General features: G+C 43.4%; 14 protein-coding genes and 1 pseudogene. 7 read left to right on the top strand and 8 right to left on the bottom strand.

Annotation, left to right across the window (positions count from 1 at the left end; all coding sequences use genetic code 11):
- Positions 1 to 20 precede the first annotated feature (20 nt).
- The 4 genes from WMO65_RS00595 to WMO65_RS00580 all read right to left on the bottom strand — a co-directional run bounded on the left by WMO65_RS00595 (position 21) and on the right by WMO65_RS00580 (position 5345).
- Complete coding sequence (locus WMO65_RS00595) at positions 21 to 1382, bottom strand: ABC transporter substrate-binding protein (RefSeq protein ID WP_103732990.1); 1362 nt, start codon at positions 1380 to 1382, stop codon at positions 21 to 23.
- 102 nt (positions 1383 to 1484) lie between these two features.
- Positions 1485 to 3065 carry a response regulator transcription factor gene (locus tag WMO65_RS00590; RefSeq protein ID WP_148393412.1) on the bottom strand — a complete coding sequence of 527 codons (1581 nt, stop codon included), beginning with the start codon at positions 3063 to 3065 and terminating at the stop codon, positions 1485 to 1487.
- Positions 3058 to 4923 carry a sensor histidine kinase gene (locus WMO65_RS00585; RefSeq protein WP_148393411.1) on the bottom strand — a complete coding sequence of 622 codons (1866 nt, stop codon included), beginning with the start codon at positions 4921 to 4923 and terminating at the stop codon, positions 3058 to 3060. Before WMO65_RS00585 ends, WMO65_RS00590 begins: the two co-directional genes overlap by 8 nt.
- Entirely contained in the window at positions 4920 to 5345 is a 426-nt protein-coding gene (locus WMO65_RS00580) for a MerR family transcriptional regulator (RefSeq protein ID WP_148393410.1), read from the bottom strand. Before WMO65_RS00580 ends, WMO65_RS00585 begins: the two co-directional genes overlap by 4 nt.
- A gap of 213 nt (positions 5346 to 5558) precedes the next feature.
- On the opposite strand from WMO65_RS00580, the pseudogene WMO65_RS00575 reads away from it, so the two are divergent.
- From WMO65_RS00575 to WMO65_RS00545, 7 genes and pseudogenes are all read left to right on the top strand, one after another.
- A pseudogene (locus WMO65_RS00575) lies at positions 5559 to 5949 on the top strand (flavodoxin family protein); the annotation flags it as partial.
- Positions 5950 to 6684: 735 nt separating this feature from the next.
- A complete protein-coding gene (locus tag WMO65_RS00570; protein WP_243128846.1) occupies positions 6685 to 7248 on the top strand; it encodes a biotin transporter BioY in 564 nt (187 codons plus the stop codon).
- Between the two features lie 316 nt (positions 7249 to 7564).
- Complete coding sequence (locus WMO65_RS00565) at positions 7565 to 7699, top strand: hypothetical protein (RefSeq protein ID WP_256138944.1); 135 nt, start codon at positions 7565 to 7567, stop codon at positions 7697 to 7699.
- 291 nt (positions 7700 to 7990) lie between these two features.
- Positions 7991 to 8737 carry a DUF5714 domain-containing protein gene (locus WMO65_RS00560; RefSeq protein ID WP_148393409.1) on the top strand — a complete coding sequence of 249 codons (747 nt, stop codon included), beginning with the start codon at positions 7991 to 7993 and terminating at the stop codon, positions 8735 to 8737.
- Between the two features lie 69 nt (positions 8738 to 8806).
- Positions 8807 to 9340, top strand: coding sequence for a histidine phosphatase family protein (locus WMO65_RS00555; RefSeq protein ID WP_033140242.1), 534 nt, complete (start codon positions 8807 to 8809; stop codon positions 9338 to 9340).
- Positions 9337 to 9696: an inorganic pyrophosphatase gene (locus tag WMO65_RS00550; RefSeq protein ID WP_207708213.1), complete on the top strand. Its 360-nt coding sequence runs from the start codon at positions 9337 to 9339 to the stop codon at positions 9694 to 9696. Before WMO65_RS00555 ends, WMO65_RS00550 begins: the two co-directional genes overlap by 4 nt.
- A gap of 37 nt (positions 9697 to 9733) precedes the next feature.
- Entirely contained in the window at positions 9734 to 9988 is a 255-nt protein-coding gene (locus WMO65_RS00545) for a TfoX/Sxy family protein (protein ID WP_033140272.1), read from the top strand.
- A gap of 136 nt (positions 9989 to 10124) precedes the next feature.
- Here the strand turns inward: WMO65_RS00545 and hutU are convergent, their stop codons facing one another.
- From hutU to hutH, 4 genes are read right to left on the bottom strand one after another with little or no spacing between them, the layout of a single operon-like run.
- Positions 10125 to 12119: a urocanate hydratase gene (hutU, locus tag WMO65_RS00540; protein WP_148393408.1), complete on the bottom strand. Its 1995-nt coding sequence runs from the start codon at positions 12117 to 12119 to the stop codon at positions 10125 to 10127.
- Between the two features lie 21 nt (positions 12120 to 12140).
- Positions 12141 to 14141, bottom strand: a complete 2001-nt coding sequence (locus tag WMO65_RS00535) for an oxidoreductase (protein WP_033140240.1) — start codon at positions 14139 to 14141, stop codon at positions 12141 to 12143.
- 35 nt (positions 14142 to 14176) lie between these two features.
- Positions 14177 to 15523: a YjiH family protein gene (locus tag WMO65_RS00530; protein ID WP_033140239.1), complete on the bottom strand. Its 1347-nt coding sequence runs from the start codon at positions 15521 to 15523 to the stop codon at positions 14177 to 14179.
- 18 nt (positions 15524 to 15541) lie between these two features.
- A complete protein-coding gene (hutH, locus tag WMO65_RS00525; protein ID WP_033140238.1) occupies positions 15542 to 17092 on the bottom strand; it encodes a histidine ammonia-lyase in 1551 nt (516 codons plus the stop codon).
- Positions 17093 to 17187 lie beyond the last annotated feature (95 nt).

The raw sequence follows: 17187 nt of genomic DNA, 5'->3' as shown, positions 1-17187 counted from the left end.
CGGCAGCCCATGATTATTAGTTACTGAGCATTTTTTATCTCATCCGCAGCACTGTTTAATGCTTCCTCAGGAGTTGCACTTTTCTCACCTAAAACTCTAAACAGGATGTCACTGGAAATAAGTGAGTTGGCCAGAGAATATTTAGGAGATGCAGTGATATTGGATGTATGGAATTTATCTTTCATGCTGATGACAACGTCAAAGATATCTTTGCCAAAATAGTCAGTATATTTATTGGTCTCTTTCATTACATCAGTATCCCAAATATCCCATCTGAGAGGATCAAATCCAAGAACATTCCATATTTTCGCGGCACCTTCTTTACTTATTTTAGCTTCAGCCAAAAAGCGTTTTGCCAAATCTGGTACTTTGCACTGTGTTGTGATACTTGTCGCGGTTCCGCCAAAAACCGGATATTGGCTGTTTTCATCCCATACAGGCGGTGCTGCCACTTGGATTTTTCCTTTTAATTCCGGCATATAGTCTGTGAAGCGTCCCATATACCACAGGCATTCCAGCATAGATGCGGCTCCTTCCTGGGCCATGAAACCATAATATTCTTCAGTATGGAAACCACCGCCAGGAGTAGTTACAGCGGTACCATCTTCAAGCATACTCAGCATAAAATCAAGTACCTCTGCATTCTCTTTACTATTTATAATACAGGTACCGTCTTTGTCAAAATAATCTCCACCTTTTTCGCCAGTCATGATATAGTAACTCCAGGAGTCATTTACTTCAAAGGTTATAATTGGCTTTCCAGTAGCAGCAAGGACTTTTTTTCCTGCCTCGTGCAGGTCATCCCATGTAATAATATCTTCAGCTTTTACTCCTGCCTGATCCAAAATCTCCGTATTATAGAACATGATAGGGGCACCTACATGATACTCAATACCGTAATAATTTCCGTCATAATTATAAATATCCAATACCGGTTCAAGAAAATTTTCCTTTTCAGGTTCAATAATATCGTTCAGTGGTACAAAAACTTCGGAATCACCCTGAACAAAATCACTGAATCTTGCAACATTAACATCAACCAGATCGGGAGCTCCATCTCCGGACTGCAAAGTGATCAGCAGTTTACTGTGCATATCTTCAGTTGGATAAGTTTCAGTCTGTAATTCAACTAATTCATCCGGATGATTTTGGTTCCATGTTTTTACCGCATCCTGCATAAATTCCGTATGCTGTTCCACATAAGTCCAAAATGTAAGTGTAGTTACATTATCGGTGGAATCCTTGGTATCCTTAGTCTGCTTATCATCCTTATTTTGTTCGCTTTCTGTTGATGAGGCATCTTTGGATTCTGAACCGCAGCCAGATAGTGCAGAAAAGGCTAATGTGCCGCAAAGCAACAAAGAAATAACCTGCTTTTTCATAAATCTTCTCCTTCTTGTGTGTTTTCTTGAATTTAATGACGTCATTAATCTTTTTGATAGATATATCATACACAAGCAGCTATTGATTTACCATTAACAAATTTATCCTCTATTCTCATTATTTTGTTCAACTATTTTAATATATTCAGAAGGTGTATACCCATAGGTTTCTTTGAATAGTAAATAAAAATAGTTGTAGTTATGTATGCCGACGTCCAGGGCGATTTCCTGAAGTGATGTATTACCTTGCAGGATTTTTTCCTTGGCATGTTCCATCCGTATCTGGTTTATAAAGTTTATAATATTTACACCCTGGGTTTTTTTAAATATGCGGCTCAGATAAGAGGGGCTGACCGCAAATTTTTCTGCAATACTTTGCAGGCTGATTTTATGCTGATAGTTTTCTATTATATAATCAGATATTTTTTTACATAAGGAGCTCTGTTTTAATACCTGGCGTTTTTCCTTTGCCAGACGTTGGAGGGAAAACAGGGTTTCTATAAGGGAATTTTCCATATCCTCAAGAGTGTTAAATTTATCAAATACATCATAAGGATTCGTTTCTGCGAAAACTAATGCATTGTCAAGTTGATATTCGTTCACTTTTTTAATGATATAACTAATGAACTCAACATAAAATACCTGCAATTGATGCTTCATTATTCCTGAGCTTTTGATGTCGGTAAATAGTCTGGAAATATAGTCATTGATATCGTTCTGACCCAGAAAGATTAATTCTGTCAATTGCTGTTTTTGTTTTGGGCTGAAACGTAATATATTCTTCTCAGTGATTGATGTATTTTGAGAAAGAAAATTTTTATTTCCTTTAAAATATTCCTGAAGCAATAAGTTCTTTATATAGTCACTTTTTGGTTTGATCATTTTGTGACCGGAAAGAAAATCTGATATTACAAAGGATAAGTCCAGATTGCAAAACCTTTTAAGTACAGTGCGTATTTGTTTTGCAAGGTCAACAACTTCATCTGTAGAATTGCCCTTTGCCTGAAATACCAAAAGAATAATACCTTTATCTAAGGATACCAGAAAGAAGTTGTGATAATATTTTATGGTTTCATCTATTAACATTCGTATAGTCGTGTCGTCTATTGATACTTTTGAGGAATCTTCAAAATAAAGGTCAATACCACATATAGCAAGAATTAATTCGCCTTTCACCCAGCCAAGGGCAGTTTTTTGAATCAGTTTTTCTAAGTAATCTGTATCTGGCATTTCTTTACTGACAAGCTCGTAGATTAAGTGCTCACGTTCTTTCGAGATTGAAAATCCATCTTTGTCCTTATTTTCTGTATTTATTTGCCATATAGTTTTTTTGATAATATCATTGATACTATTTTCGGTTATCTGGTATTTTAATAGATAATCAACTGCACCGTTTTTCAGACTGCTGCGTACGTATTCAAAATCATCGTATGCGCTTAATACTATGATTTTTGTCTCTTTAAATCCATTGCTTATATAATTGATCAAGTCTATGCCGTTAGATCTTGGCATACTGATATCAGTGAGTATAATATCAGGTTTATACATATTGAAAGCATCTATTGCCTGTTTGCCATCAGATGCTTCGGCAACCATTTCACAATTTAATGTTTCCCATTGTATCATTTTCTTTAATTGTACTAATACTATGGGGTCATCATCTACTAACATAATTTTATACATGGTGTTCCTCCCTGGATTCGGATATAGGATTTTTTGTGATAACAGGCAGATTAATTAAGATAGTTGTATAACTTCCTTTTTCACTTAAAACTTTTAAACCATATTGGTCACCCATCATAAGTTTTATCCTATTGTTTACATTGCTGACACCTAATCCGCTGAATCTTGAATTCTTTTCCACAGTATTATTTTTGGAGTCCAGCGCTAATTCTTCTATTCTCATGCCAACACCGTTGTCTGTTATAGAGAATATCAGTTGGTCATTTTTGCATTTGCCTGCTATAGTGATGAGCCCTCTTCTGCAAGAAGGTTCAATACCGTGGATAATGGCATTTTCTACGATTGGCTGGAGGATAAAGCGCGGCATTTGAAAATCCAAAATCTGTGGGGATATTTGGAATTCCACATCAAATTTTCCCATTAAACGATAGTCCTGGATAATTATATAGTTTTTGATCAAAGAGATTTCTTCTTGTACTGTGTGGAGGCTGTCGTCATTTTTCATGCTGTCCCTGAGCAATTCAATAATTGCGTTTATAATAGTTTCTATGGATGTTTCCTTTTTTAACTTGGCTATAAAAGAGACAGTGTTCAAAGTGTTTGCTAAAAAATGAGGGTTGATCTGAGCTTGTAAAGCCTGGATTTCCAGCTTCCTCTTTTGACGCTCATTCATTTTTATATTATCCAACAATTGAGTTATTTCTTCGGCCATTTTGTTAAATTGCCTTGTTAGGATCGTAAGTTCATCATTTCCATCCTCCACTAATTTTAATGAAAAGTCTCCTTTTTCAAATGATTTAATTCCTGTTATCATTTTGTTGATTGGCGAGATTATGGTAATGGAGAATGCTAAGGTAAAAATGATACCAAATATGATTCCTATAAACCCTACCAAAAGAAAATTTTTCAATATAATCTTTAGATCAGATTGAAGATAGGTGAGTGGAATAAGTGCTGCCATTTTCCATTCCGCTTGCTCTATAGGAAAATTATATATCATTGTATTTAATTCGGCGAAGTGGTAATTATTACCAGTAATGTTGTGGGAATCCTGAATTTCTTTAAGTACATTATTATTTGGATATATTTCTCCGACGGGAGTATTAAGATCGGCAGATGAAATAACAATGTCATTATTGTCTATGATGAATACCTGCATGTTCATGGTACTGGAAATTTTTTCGTATATATTTCGGATTTTATCTTCTTCTATAGCCATTATCATATATCCGATAATCTTACCGTCAGATTTTTTTTTGATGGCTTTACCTAAAAGTATATAATTTCTATCATTATTTACACCGGAAGCAATTCTTTTTTCGTAATTATGATTAATGGCTTTCCAGACACATGCACCGTTGTACGAGTGGCATATGTCTAAAAATTCATTAAAATAATCAGATTTTAAATTTACAGTGAACGTGTTATTTCCATAGACATTGAGTTTTGCTCCTGTTAATGTGTAAAGTGTTATTTCGGATACAATATTGTCAAAGACATATTTTTTGCTCATTTTATCGGTAACGGCTATTTTTACTTTGTTTTTCATTCGCTCATTATAATCATTGTAATTGATAAGTACATCTTGGATTTCTTCAAGATAACTTATTTCTATGCTGTCATTTCTTACTTTTTCTATTTTTTCATTTATACTTGTACTTATTTGTGTTAATGCTTCACTGATTGAAAGATTGACTTTATCCTGAATAATCTCACTGCTTTTATTATAGAGCAGAATCCCATATAGTGTTATAGGGAGCAAAGTTACAAAAATAAACATAACAAATAGCCTTTTAAAAATATTAACAGTTCGTAATTTTAAGATGTAAAACTTGAAAAAATTTTTCCAGTGTTTCATTGGTCTATTAGCTCTCCCCTCAGTGCTTTCTCTACAGGTATTAAGTGGCTGACATAAGGACGTTTGCCAGAAAGAACGTCATCATAAAACGCCTGCTTCCAGTCAATATATTCAACATGGTCTTTCAATTCTTCAATGGAAGCTAAAAGAGCGTTCCGTTTTTTAGTAAACATTTCTTTCCTTTGATGAATCGTAGACTCGTCCTGCATACATAAATCCAGATATTCTTTCATTTCCTGAATGTTCATATCACATTTTTTCAGACAAATCAGGTTTTTGCTCCATTTCAAATCTCGTTCATCAAAAATCCTGCGATTGTTTTTATCTCGTTTTACATTAGGAACTAATCCTTTATTACAGTAATATTTTAAGGTCTGATAAGTCATATTGGCTTCTTTACAGACCTGCATCATAGTATACATTTTCCAATCCCCCGTTTCATACATAAATAAAAATAGAAATTTACAAAAATCTCTTGACCGATAGTTATAATCGGTTGATACAATCATAGTGTACAGCAATGGGTAACAAAAAACAATGGTGCAATTTTATGAGAGTGTGTGGTCTGCCTGCAAAGTCAAAAGAATTAAAATTAAAAGTGGAGATTGCATAAGAAAAAAGGAGGACATAATAGTGAATGTGAAATCATCCATGTAGGAAACAAAGGGATTCGGGGATGTACAGCCTGCCGGGCATGTGCCGAGAAGGCCAAATGTGTGTTTGATGATTATGTCAACGAGATTGTGCCTAAGTTTGAGGCCTGTGATGGACTTATTATTGGCAGTCCGGTATATTATGCGTCCGCCAATGGCACGCTGGTGTCATCTCTGGACCGGTTATTCTTCAGCACGCCCTTTGATAAGACAATGAAAGTGAGAGTAAGTGTTGTGGCGGCCAGAAGGGTTGCAGGGAATGCGGACACTGGCAAATAATATGTCATTTCTTATAAAATCCATTGCACTTGGGAAAGAGCGGCTGGGGATGCCGGAAAAGGAAGCTATGCAGCATACAAACTTTATCCGTTAAAAAGGAATATTATCTGAACCGGATGTTTATAGAAATACGGTTTATGATATGACTGAACCCGATTGACAATCGGCTTTAGCAGTGTGATATAGGCGGGAATTTGGCTGCGGGCAATCCATACAATATGATACGTGTACTATAATTAAGGGAATTGTGCTTATATGATAGTAATATCTGCGCAGCTCTTTTTCTGCGCCGATGGAGTATTTGACCGCTGATATTATTTATTGCCAGGATAGCGATTTCCGTCGTCAAAAGGCGGCAGGTTGTTTCATAGGAACACCCCGCAAACCTACATGAAATCAGCTGACACCCCGGGATTTGTCAATTTTTTTACCTTTAATATTCCTGATCCCAATAATAACAAAAGGGATGCCAAACACTATTCAAATTAATAGCTCATTTCGTTTCATTACTTCATGCTGTTGCTCATAACTCTGATTGTTCGCTTGGGCACCATTTTACCCTTTGCAGGACGGTTTTTTACAAAGCAGAATTTTTGGTGAATGAAATAATGTAGATTTTATAATGTTAACTTAAATTAAAATATAAGTTGACAATCGGAGGCTGATTGATTATACTTCTTTATGTAAAGAAAAGCACAGCCACAAAACAAGCGGTAAAACCGTAAAAAATGTTTGAGAAAAGCTTTTCTATAAAATCAGGAAAGATTTATGCCGTCGAACAACAGGCGGAAAAGTCGAAATAAGTTTTGCAACCTCGGAGGAAAAGTATATGGAAACAGCAATGCCCAGTAAAAACAAGAAAATGAGTACCAGACAGATGACGATCATTGCACTGATGACAGCGGTAACCTGCATTTTAGGCCCCTTGGCCATACCGCTGCCGTTCAGCCCGGTGCCGATCAGCTTTACCAATCTGGTCATCTATTTCAGCATTTTTGTGCTTGGCACTTATTCAGCAACCGTCAGCTATCTGGTGTACCTGCTCATTGGAATGGTAGGACTTCCGGTGTTTTCCGGATTTGCCGGAGGATTTGGCAAAATGGCAGGCCCGACGGGCGGATACCTGGTGGGATTTATTTTCATGGCGCTGATTGCCGGATTTTTTGTGGACAGATTTCAGGGAAAAAGAGTGCTGCAGGCAGCAGGAATGGTTCTGGGAACCGTGGTGGCTTACCTGTTCGGGACTGCATGGCTCTGCGTTCAGGCCAATCTGTCCTTTGGCGCGGGCCTGGCAGCCGGGGTGATTCCCTATGTGCCCGGTGATCTGATCAAGATTGCGGCTGCGCTGGCTGTGGGACCGGTACTTCGGAAGGCTGTGAGAAGGGCAGCGTAAAATAACAGATACAGAGAAAAGACAGTGTGATGCGGACACTGTCTTTTTTTTGCAGTTCGGAAAGGAATCCGTGGCTCCCTATATAACAAAAAGATCCGGACGCTGCCGTCCCTTCCCGGGGAAAGGTGCATGATGCGCAGGATAATCTTAAATAACTGTAAAAAACACTTAAAATATATAAGGGGAATATTCTGAAAATGAGTTATAATAAACAATAATATTATGGGCGGAGGGAGAAAGGACGGAGCAGTCAAATTAGGGCCTGTGGAACAATTGTGTTCTTGCGGCATTTGCGGAAGATGATAAGGGCAATGTCATGGCGGAATCCATGGATCTTGTGGAGATGGAAAGACGGATCACCTTCCCGGGAAGCGGAAAATTATCCTGTATCTCAGAGGCGGGGATACTTGTACTGAAAACGGATACCTTTGCAAGATGCATTGCAGGATGATGCCCGCAGGCGACTGTGCTCCGGCGCGTAAGTCCGGCTTAGAACGTGGTTGAAAATAAGGATTTATGTGGAAAACCAGGATTATAAATATATTTTGATATATAAATAATATCTTATCTCTGATATAATAAAAAACAGATAACAAGAGGTATTGGTAAATTTTGAAGGCCCCTCTGTAGCAGACTGTGCTGATTCAAATGTCAGTATCCGGGGCGCATAAATGTTTCAGTGTGATATCTGTGTCCGGACACCGGAAAAATTTACCTCAAAACAAAAAAGCGGAGGAAGAGTATGGCACATTCAAAGAGTCAAAATGCCTGTCTTGTATGCGGCAAAGAGTTAATTTATCATGAAGAAAGCGTGGAAATGGAGTGCATATACTGCCATAAAAAATTTATGAGTAATGCGGCCTGTGCGGACGGCCACTATGTATGTGACACCTGCCATTCTAAAAAAGGGATTGAAGCCGTAAAAGAGATCTGTCTGCATAGTAAATCAAAGAATCCGTATGAAATTGCGGTTCAGATGATGGAAACCCCATTTATCCATATGCATGGTCCGGAAAATCATGTGCTGGTGGGAGCTGCTCTGCTGGCAGCTTATAAAAATGCAGGCGGTGACATCGAATTGGATACGGTAATAGAAGAGATGAAAAAACGCGGCAGTCAGGTGCCGGGAGGTACATGCGGATTTTGGGGATGCTGCGGTGCAGCAGTCAGCACCGGGATCTTTGTCAGTCTCGTCACAGGTGCCACACCTTTAAGCGGAAAAAGCTGGGGTCTTTCCAATCAGATGACATCCAGGGCACTGGCACAAATCGGAGCCATTGACGGCCCCAGATGCTGCAAGAGAAATGCGTTCCTTGCCATGAAAGAGGCCGTGCAGTTTGCAGAGGAGCATTTACCAAACGCAGAAGGCAAAACGATTCAGATGGAACTGCCGGATGAGATCATATGCACGTTTACGAGAAAAAACCATCAGTGTATCGGGAAAAGATGCCCGTTTAATGCGGTAAACCATAAAAAGAAAACAGAATGATTACGGCTGCAGCCAGATAAAGGGGCTTCCTCGGTTACAGTGGATAAATTCCCAAATGAGGTGAAACATATGATTATATACACAGCAAGACACGGACAGACAGAATGGAATGCCCTCCATAAAGTCTGCGGCAGAACAGATGTGGATTTAACCCCGGAAGGATATAAGCAGGCTGAAGCATTGGCCGAAAATGTATCCGGGTGCCGCATCCATATGATCTATTCCTCACCCCTGCGCCGCGCGGTGGAAACCAGCAGAATAATTTCAGAGCGAATGGGAATCCCCTATTTCACAGACAACAGACTGATGGAACAGGACTATGGCATTTACGAGGGCGTGGATAGAAAAAATGAGGATTTTCTGAGGAATAAGAAAAATTTTGCGTTCCGTTATCCCAGCGGGGAATCCATGATGCAGACTGCCGTTCGTGTGTATGGGCTGTTGGATGAGATCAGAGAAAAAGAGGCAGGTAAAAATGTTTTACTGGTCAGCCATGGCGGAGTCTGCCGGGTCATCAGATCTTATTTTGTGGATATGACAAACGAGGAGTATTTCAATTATACGCAGAAAAACGGAGCTCTGGAGGTATACGAATACAGATGAAAGACAGTTTGAACAGGGTATTGGGCATGCATGTCAAAGTGATCATAGACAGGCCTCTGGGCAGCTATCATCCGGAACACAAAGACCTGTATTATCCCATTAATTATGGATATATCGAAGGAATCCTGGCTGCTGACCAGGAGGAACAGGACGTCTATTTTATGGGCATCCATGAACCTGTCGAATGCGCGGAGGGTGTTATCATCGCTGTGATCCACCGGAAAAACGATGTGGAGGATAAGTGGGTGGCAGCTCCTGAGAATATGAAATTCAGCATTGATGAGATAGAAAAGACAGTGCATTTTCAGGAACAATACTTTGAGCATGAGATTCTGATGCAGGATACGCATGAATAAAAGGGTATCAAACACAAACAACGAAAGAAGGGATAAGATGGGAGAACTATCAAAGCTTCTGAATATCGGCCCGGTGGTAGAAGAACAACTCAATCAGGTCGGAATCACCACTTATGACCAGTTAAAAGAAATAGGAAGCAGGCAGGCATGGTTAAAGATCAAAGCCATCGATGATTCTGCCTGCATCCACCGTCTGTATGGCCTGGAAGGGGCAGTACAGGGAGTGAAAAAGAGCCAGCTTTCACCGGAAGTAAAAGCCGAATTGAAAGAATTCTATCATCACTGTAAATAACCGATAAACAAATCCTGCCGCCCGTAAAATCCACATGCCGGTTCAGGAAAGAAAAACAGCCGCACAGTATACGGAAGAATCATACTGTGCGGCTGTTTTATGTCCTTATGCTTTAGAGGGTGCATGAGACAATTGTTTACTTACTTAAGCCGTTAATCATTTCAGAAAGTTCCTGATCATCGCAGCTAAAAGGAAGGGTGAGTGTATTTCCCGGTTCCTGATAGAGAGAGACAGTTTCCAGTGCGTGGGGATTACCTGCCCAGGCACGCCTTGCGACACCACACATGACATCATAGTTCACTGCACGGCAGATGATCTCATCCACCTCAGGAGAACCGTCCAGGAGCAGGCCGTAGCCGCAGCTCTGAGAATTGCCGATGCCGGTTCCGCCGCCGTTGTGCATGGTCATCATGGTCATTCCCATGGCAGCGTCACCGCCGTAGACAAGTGCGGACATGTCTGCGGTTATGTTGCTGCCGTCATGGATGTTGGAGGTTTCTCTTGAGGGTGCATCCACACCTCCGGTATCCATGTGATCCCGGCCCATCATGATAGGCCCGGTTTTGCCTTCCCGTACCAGACGGTTGAAGGCAAGCGCGATCTTTTTCCTTGTCTCGCCGTCCTGATAAAGGATTCGGGCCTGAGTACCGATGACCAGATTGTTTTCACCTGCGTGTTTGATCCACAGATAGTTGTCATAGTCCTGGAACCGGCGGTCTTTGTCAATACAGTCCATTGCGGTCTGGTCTGTAAGTGCAAGATCTTCCGGTTTTCCGCTTAATACAACCCAGCGGAAGGGTCCGTAACCATAATCGAAGAGGGTCGGCCCCATGAATTCTTCCACAAAGGATTTGTAGATGAATCCATCCAGATCATTTTCTCCGTTCCGGCACACTTCTCTGATTCCGATGTCATACATTGTAGTAGTCAGACTGTTTCCGTAATCAAAGAAATAGGTGCCTCTGGAACGCAGGATTTCGATCAGTTCGTGATGCCGGAACAGTGTTTTCTTTACTTTTTCTTCAAATAAAGGTTTGTTTTCGGCAAGCATTTTTGTCCGCTCTTCAAAGGTAAGACCCTGTGGACAGTACCCGCCGTCAAATGCCACATGGCAGGATGTCTGGTCTGTGAGCAGGTCGATTTTCTGGTCTGTTTCCACTGCGTATTCCAGCAGATCTACGATATTTCCATGGAAGGCAATGGAGACCGGTTCCTTTTTTTCCTGATATTCTTTTGCAAGTGCAAAGGCTTCTTCGGGGGTACGTGCCATGGATTTTATCCACCCCAGGCGCATACGCAGTTCTATTTTAGAGACGTCTACCTCTGCGATGATGCCCACGCCCTGGCAAAGCTCAATGGCTTTACCCTGCGCCCCGCTCATGCCCCCAAGGCCTGCTGAAACCAGCAGGTTTCCGCGGAGGACTTCCTCATTGCTTTTGTGAAGGATCTGCCTGGCTGCTGCCAGGAAGGTAGAATACGTACCGTGCACAATTCCCTGGGAGCCGATGTAAAACCAGCCTCCGGCGGTAAACTGACCATAATTGGTGACTCCAAGGGCAGCGCAGCGATTCCACTGTTCCAGATTATTATATTTACCTACCATGAGACCATTGGCAAGAATGACCCTGGGGCAGGAGCGGGCTGATTTGAAAAGTCCTACGGGATGACCGGAGCTGACCACAAGAGTCTGTTCTTCTGTGATTTGTTCCAGGTATTTTTTTATGAGCCTGTACTGCATCCAGTTCTGGCATACCTGTCCGGTTTCTCCGTATGTGACCAGTTCGTAGGGATAAAGTGCCACATCAAAATTCAGGTTATTGTCGATCATGACCTGAATGGCCTTTCCGGCCAGGCATTTCCCTTTGTATTCGTCCACGGGTTTTCCGTAGATAGCTCCGTGGGGACGGAAACGGTAGCCGTAGATCCGGCCGTGTTCCATAAGTTCCTGGTAAAATTCAGGAATGATCTCCCGGTGGTATTCGGGGGGAATATAGCGCAGAGCGTTTTTGAGGGCAAGCTTTACGTCTGCCTCACTCAGTGCAACCTCCCGCTTCGGTGCCCGGCGCACTGCCGGGTCGAAGGTACCGGGGGAGGGGAGAGGCCCCTCCCATGCATATAAAATAGTGTCCATATTGTATATCCTTCCCTGCCTTTACAGACTGCGTGCCAGCTCGTAGGCATCCCAGACTGCATACATAATATTGCGTACTCTCCGTGCGTCACCCAGCAGATAAATCTCATTTTCTTCCAGGCTTAACTGCTCGTAAAGTGAATTGTTGGAGGTATATCCGATGGCACAGACAAATGTGTCAGCGTCTAATTTGTGCTCTTCACCGTCTTTTGTGTAGGTCACCGTGTTTCCTTCGATGCATTTGACGCCTGCGCCTGCAATCTGCTGTACATGGTGGAAGTGCAGCAGATCCTTCAGCATGATCTTATTCATATGGGGAACCGGTGCCCCTGCAGATAAAATCTCAGGCAGGGCTTCCAGTATCGTCACCTGTTTTCCGTTTTCAGCCAGGTCAAGGGCCAGTTCGCATCCTACAAGACCGCCGCCGATGATGACGGTATGGCTGCCCGGTTTGATCTCGCCGGAGAAGATGCGCTCTGCAGGGTACATATCGTGATTTCCCGGCAGACGGAGGGTCCGCGGCGTGGAACCGGTGGCAACGATCACGGCGTCATGGGGATAGGATTTCAGGGTTTCTGCCGTAACAGCAGTATTGTAATGAATCTCCACACCCATTTCCTCCAGGGTTCTCTGATACCAGTCAATCAGCTTTAAGTCATCGTGCTTGAATGAAGGTGCACCTGCCAGATGAAGGGAGCCGCCCGGCCGGCTGCTTTTTTCCAGGATGACAGGGGAATGTCCTCTGAGTTTCAGGACTCTTGCTGCCTCCATACCTGCCACGCCGGCGCCGATGATGAGAATCTTTTTCTGTACACATGCGGGCTTCAGATCATAGTATGTCTCTCTTCCGCAGGAAGGGTTCACTGCGCAGGAAACAGGTTTGGCGGTGATAAGCCGATTCATACAGCCCTCATGGCATCCGAGACAGGGGCGGACAAACTCGAATCTGCCGCTTCGGATTTTATTTACCGTGTCAGGGTCAGCCAGAAGACTTCTGCCCAGGGCGATCAGGTCGGTTTTGCCATCCCGCAGGGCTTCGGAAGCCAGGTCCGGATTTTCCATGCGTCCGGCAATGAGGATGGGGACATCCATTTCTTTTTTCAGAATTTCGCCGAAGGGAAGGTTCATTCCTTTTTCAAAATACATAGGCGGATGGGACCAGTACCAGGAATCATAGGCTCCGGCATCCACATCCAGTGCATCGTAGCCTGCTTTGACCAGAATCTTGGCAGCTTCGATACCTTCCGGGATATCACGGCCGAGTTCTTCAAATTCTTCGCCGGGAAGGCCGCCTTGGCGCACGCCTTTTATGTAGGATTTTAAACAGTAGCGAAGGATGACCGGGAATTTCTCACCGCATTTTTTCTTGATATTCTGTACTACTTCACAGGCAAACCGGAGACGGTTCTCCAGGCATCCGCCGTATTCATCCGTCCGTTTGTTAAAGAACGGAATGGCAAACTGATCCAGAAGATATCCCTCATGGACGGCATGAATTTCAATACCGTCAAAGCCTGCCTGCTGGCAGATTTTTGCCGTATCGCCGCATCGTTCTACGATGGTATGGATCTCATCCACGGTCAGTTCCCTGCACATAAGGTTCTCATCCCAGTAACTGCTGATCGGGGAGGGGGCGATGGGGGGCTGTCCGCAGAGCAGGTGAGGTTTCAGCACACGGCCGAAGCCGGCAGTGAGCTGAGTGAAAATTTTGGAGCCGTAAGCGTGGACACGCTCACACATTTCCGCTGTGTTCATGATAAATGTGGAAGGGTTGTCCGTGGGGCACGGCATGGTTCCGTCCACTGCTTTTTCAATATCGTTTTCCGCGTAAATGGTACCTGTGATGATGAGGCCCACACCGCCTTTGGCCCTTGCCACATAGTATTCAATTCCGCGTTCGTTAAATGTATTCTCAGCGGTTACCATACCACCGGTGCCCATGGCTGCCATCACATATCTGTTTTTCAGGGTACAGCCTGCCAATTGGTAAGGCTCAAATAAAATTTTATGGTTTTCTTTCATGATTTTCACACTCCGAATATAGATTTACCGGTTTGTCACACCAGTATTTTTGCCATCAGCGCTACCATTGGAATCAGAATGATGGTGCGGATGAAGAAAATTTTAACAAGGTCTCCGAAGCCTACGGGAATATCAGATTCCAGCATGGCGTTGGCGCTCTCCGTAAAGAATATGATCTGTGATGTGGACAGCACAACAACGAAAAACGCACTGGCCGCAGCCACAGCTTTGCCTTTGATCAGGGTTGCCGGTATGGACAACGCAAAGATTCCCACAATGGAGGAAGCAGCGATCTGCTGTGCATCCGGAAGTCCTAAGAGACTTAAGATCGGTGCCATGGGAATGGCAATCCATTTGGCAATAGGTGTATAGTTAAAAATCAGAAGGCAGATAACGGAAAGGGATACAATAAAAGCATTTACCTTGATACCAAACATAAAAGAAGATTTCAGCTGTTCTAAAAATACAGTGAATTTTGTTCCCGATGCTTTTTCCAGGGCATCCTGGTACGCGGTGGGAAATGTCTGGCCACTGTAGTGTTCCGGTTTTCTCTGGGCCTCTGTCTGTACGGTTCCGTCAATATAGGTATCCGGTTTTCTGGACAGCGGAGGAATACGGATCATAATTGCCGCCAGTACAAATACACAGATAAAAGCCGCCAGTACAACCTCGCTGTAGAGATTTTCTATTCCTGCAATGGATGACAGGAAGGCAAAACCGCCCAGACTGGCAATACTGAAGTTGGTGGTGATGGAGCTGGCTTCTCTGGCTGTATATACTTTCTTCTGATACAGGTCATTGGTGATCATAACGCCTGCCGCGGGAGCTGCCACAAAGGAAGAAATAGCATCCACAGCCGATTTGCCGGGTACCTTATAGACACGGCGCATGATCGGCTCGAGCAGTTTTCCCAGAAATTCCAGAAAACCGAATTCTGTGATAAAGGCAACCAGGGTTCCGGCTACCATGATGGCAAAGAACGAATCAGCGGCAATGCTCAGAGAGGTCTCTCCGATCTCCGGGTCTATAATGGGAGCAGGCCCAATCTGGAAGATAGCCATGACACTGAAAATAGCTGCAGTGACATAGGTAAAGTAGGAGAAAAGATTATCTTTCTGATAAGTGCTTTTCAGGATGCCGGGTACATTTTTTCCGTATTTTACATAGATGCTGGCTGCCAGTACAACAAGGCAGGAAATCATAACAAAAATATACTGGACTTTTGGACCAAGTGCAGTCTGAATGATGTCCATGATATGTACCATGGGCACTTTTTTGTTGCCATTGTAAGGAATGGTAACAAAGAAAAGAAAAACACCGATAATACTGCAGATAAAGAAACGTACTTTAATGCTTGAGCTGTATTCTTTTTTATTTTCCATATTTAACTCCTATATTCTTTAAAAGACGATGGGGCCGCAGGCGTTTTCCACTGCCTGGAGCAGGCTGTCATCAGCAAGCAGTTCTTCACAGGTATTGATTTCAGGGTAGAGCTCACGGTCTTTGTCATAGAATGGGATTCTGCTGCGGACCATGTCATAGGCTGCTTTTGTTCCTTTTCCAAGCGCACCCTTTTTACCGGCATCTGACTGGCTTCTTAAATCAATTGCCTGGCAGGCACAGAGAATTTCCATAGCCAGTACACGACGTACATTTTCGGCAATATCCCGGGCTGTTCTTGCGGAGATGGTGCCCATGGATACATGGTCTTCCTGGTTGGCGGAAGAAGGAATGCTGTCCACGCAGGCCGGATGAGCCAGTATTTTATTCTCAGATACCAGGGCAGCAGCACAATACTGCACGATCATATAACCGGAATTCAGTCCGCCGCCCTCTACCAGGAATGCGGGAAGTCCGTAGTTGAGGGCCGGATTTACAAGACGCTCAATACGGCGTTCTGCCACATCTGCAAGTTCAGCGACAGCGATACCGAGGAAATCAAAGGTGAGAGCCATGGGCTGTCCGTGGAAGTTTCCGCCGGAAATGACCTCCTGGGTCTCCGGGAAGATGATCGGGTTGTCTGTTACCGAGTTCATTTCCACTTCTATCTGGTCAATAATGTAATTCAGGGCATTTTTAGATGCGCCGTGAATCTGGGGCAGACAGCGCAGGGTGTATGGGTCCTGTACGCGAAGCTCGCCCTGCTCTGTCGTCATCTGACTGCCTTCCAGCAGTTCATTTAAAATGCGGGCGGTGTCGATCTGGCCTTTGTGCGGGCGGGTGAGATGGACCTGTGGTTTCAGTGCTGTTGTGATACCGTTCAGTGCTTCAAAGGAGAGGGCTGCCGCGATATCTCCGTATTTGATCAGGCGGATGGCATCATATACTGTGAGGGCTCCCACAGCGGTCATGACCTGTGTTCCGTTAATCAGCGCAATGCCTTCTTTCTCATGAAGGTTGATGACAGGGATTCCTGCTTTTTCCATGGCCTCTCTGCCCGGATAAATGTGTCCCTCATATTCAGCAAGCCCCATGCCCATCATGGGAAGCACCATGTGGGAGAGCGGAGCCAAATCGCCGCTGGCACCCAGAGAGCCTTTCTGCGGAATGACGGGGTGCAGATGTTTGTTCAGCATGGCAACCAGGGTTTCCACTGTCTCGAGACGTGCACCGGAGAAGCCTTTTGCCAGATTGTTCAGACGGAGCAGAATGATGCCGCGGACTACTTCTGCCGGGAATGCCTCTCCGGCTCCCACTGCATGGGTCATGATCACGTTTTTCTGAAGCTGTACACAGTCCTCTTTGGAAATGACAACATCGCTGAATTTGCCGAATCCTGTGGTAACGCCATAAACGACTTCTTCGCGTTCTACAAAGTCATCAATGATTTTTCTGGATGCACGGATGCGTTCCACTGCCTCCTTGTCCAGTTCCACGAAAGCGTCAAAACGGCAGACTGCCACCAATTCGTCCAGCGTCAGTGTTTCCCCTGTTATTACTACTGTTTGCATAAAAAATCCTCCTCTTTTTTATATGTGGTTTTTCTATAAACTTCACACGCTTTTCTTTTATTATAGACAACAGATGTCAGTTTATCGTCACTTTC

Source organism: Blautia caccae, assembly GCF_040095955.1.
Lineage (GTDB): Bacteria > Bacillota > Clostridia > Lachnospirales > Lachnospiraceae > Blautia > Blautia celeris.
This window is presented reverse-complemented; position numbering and strand designations above follow the sequence as displayed.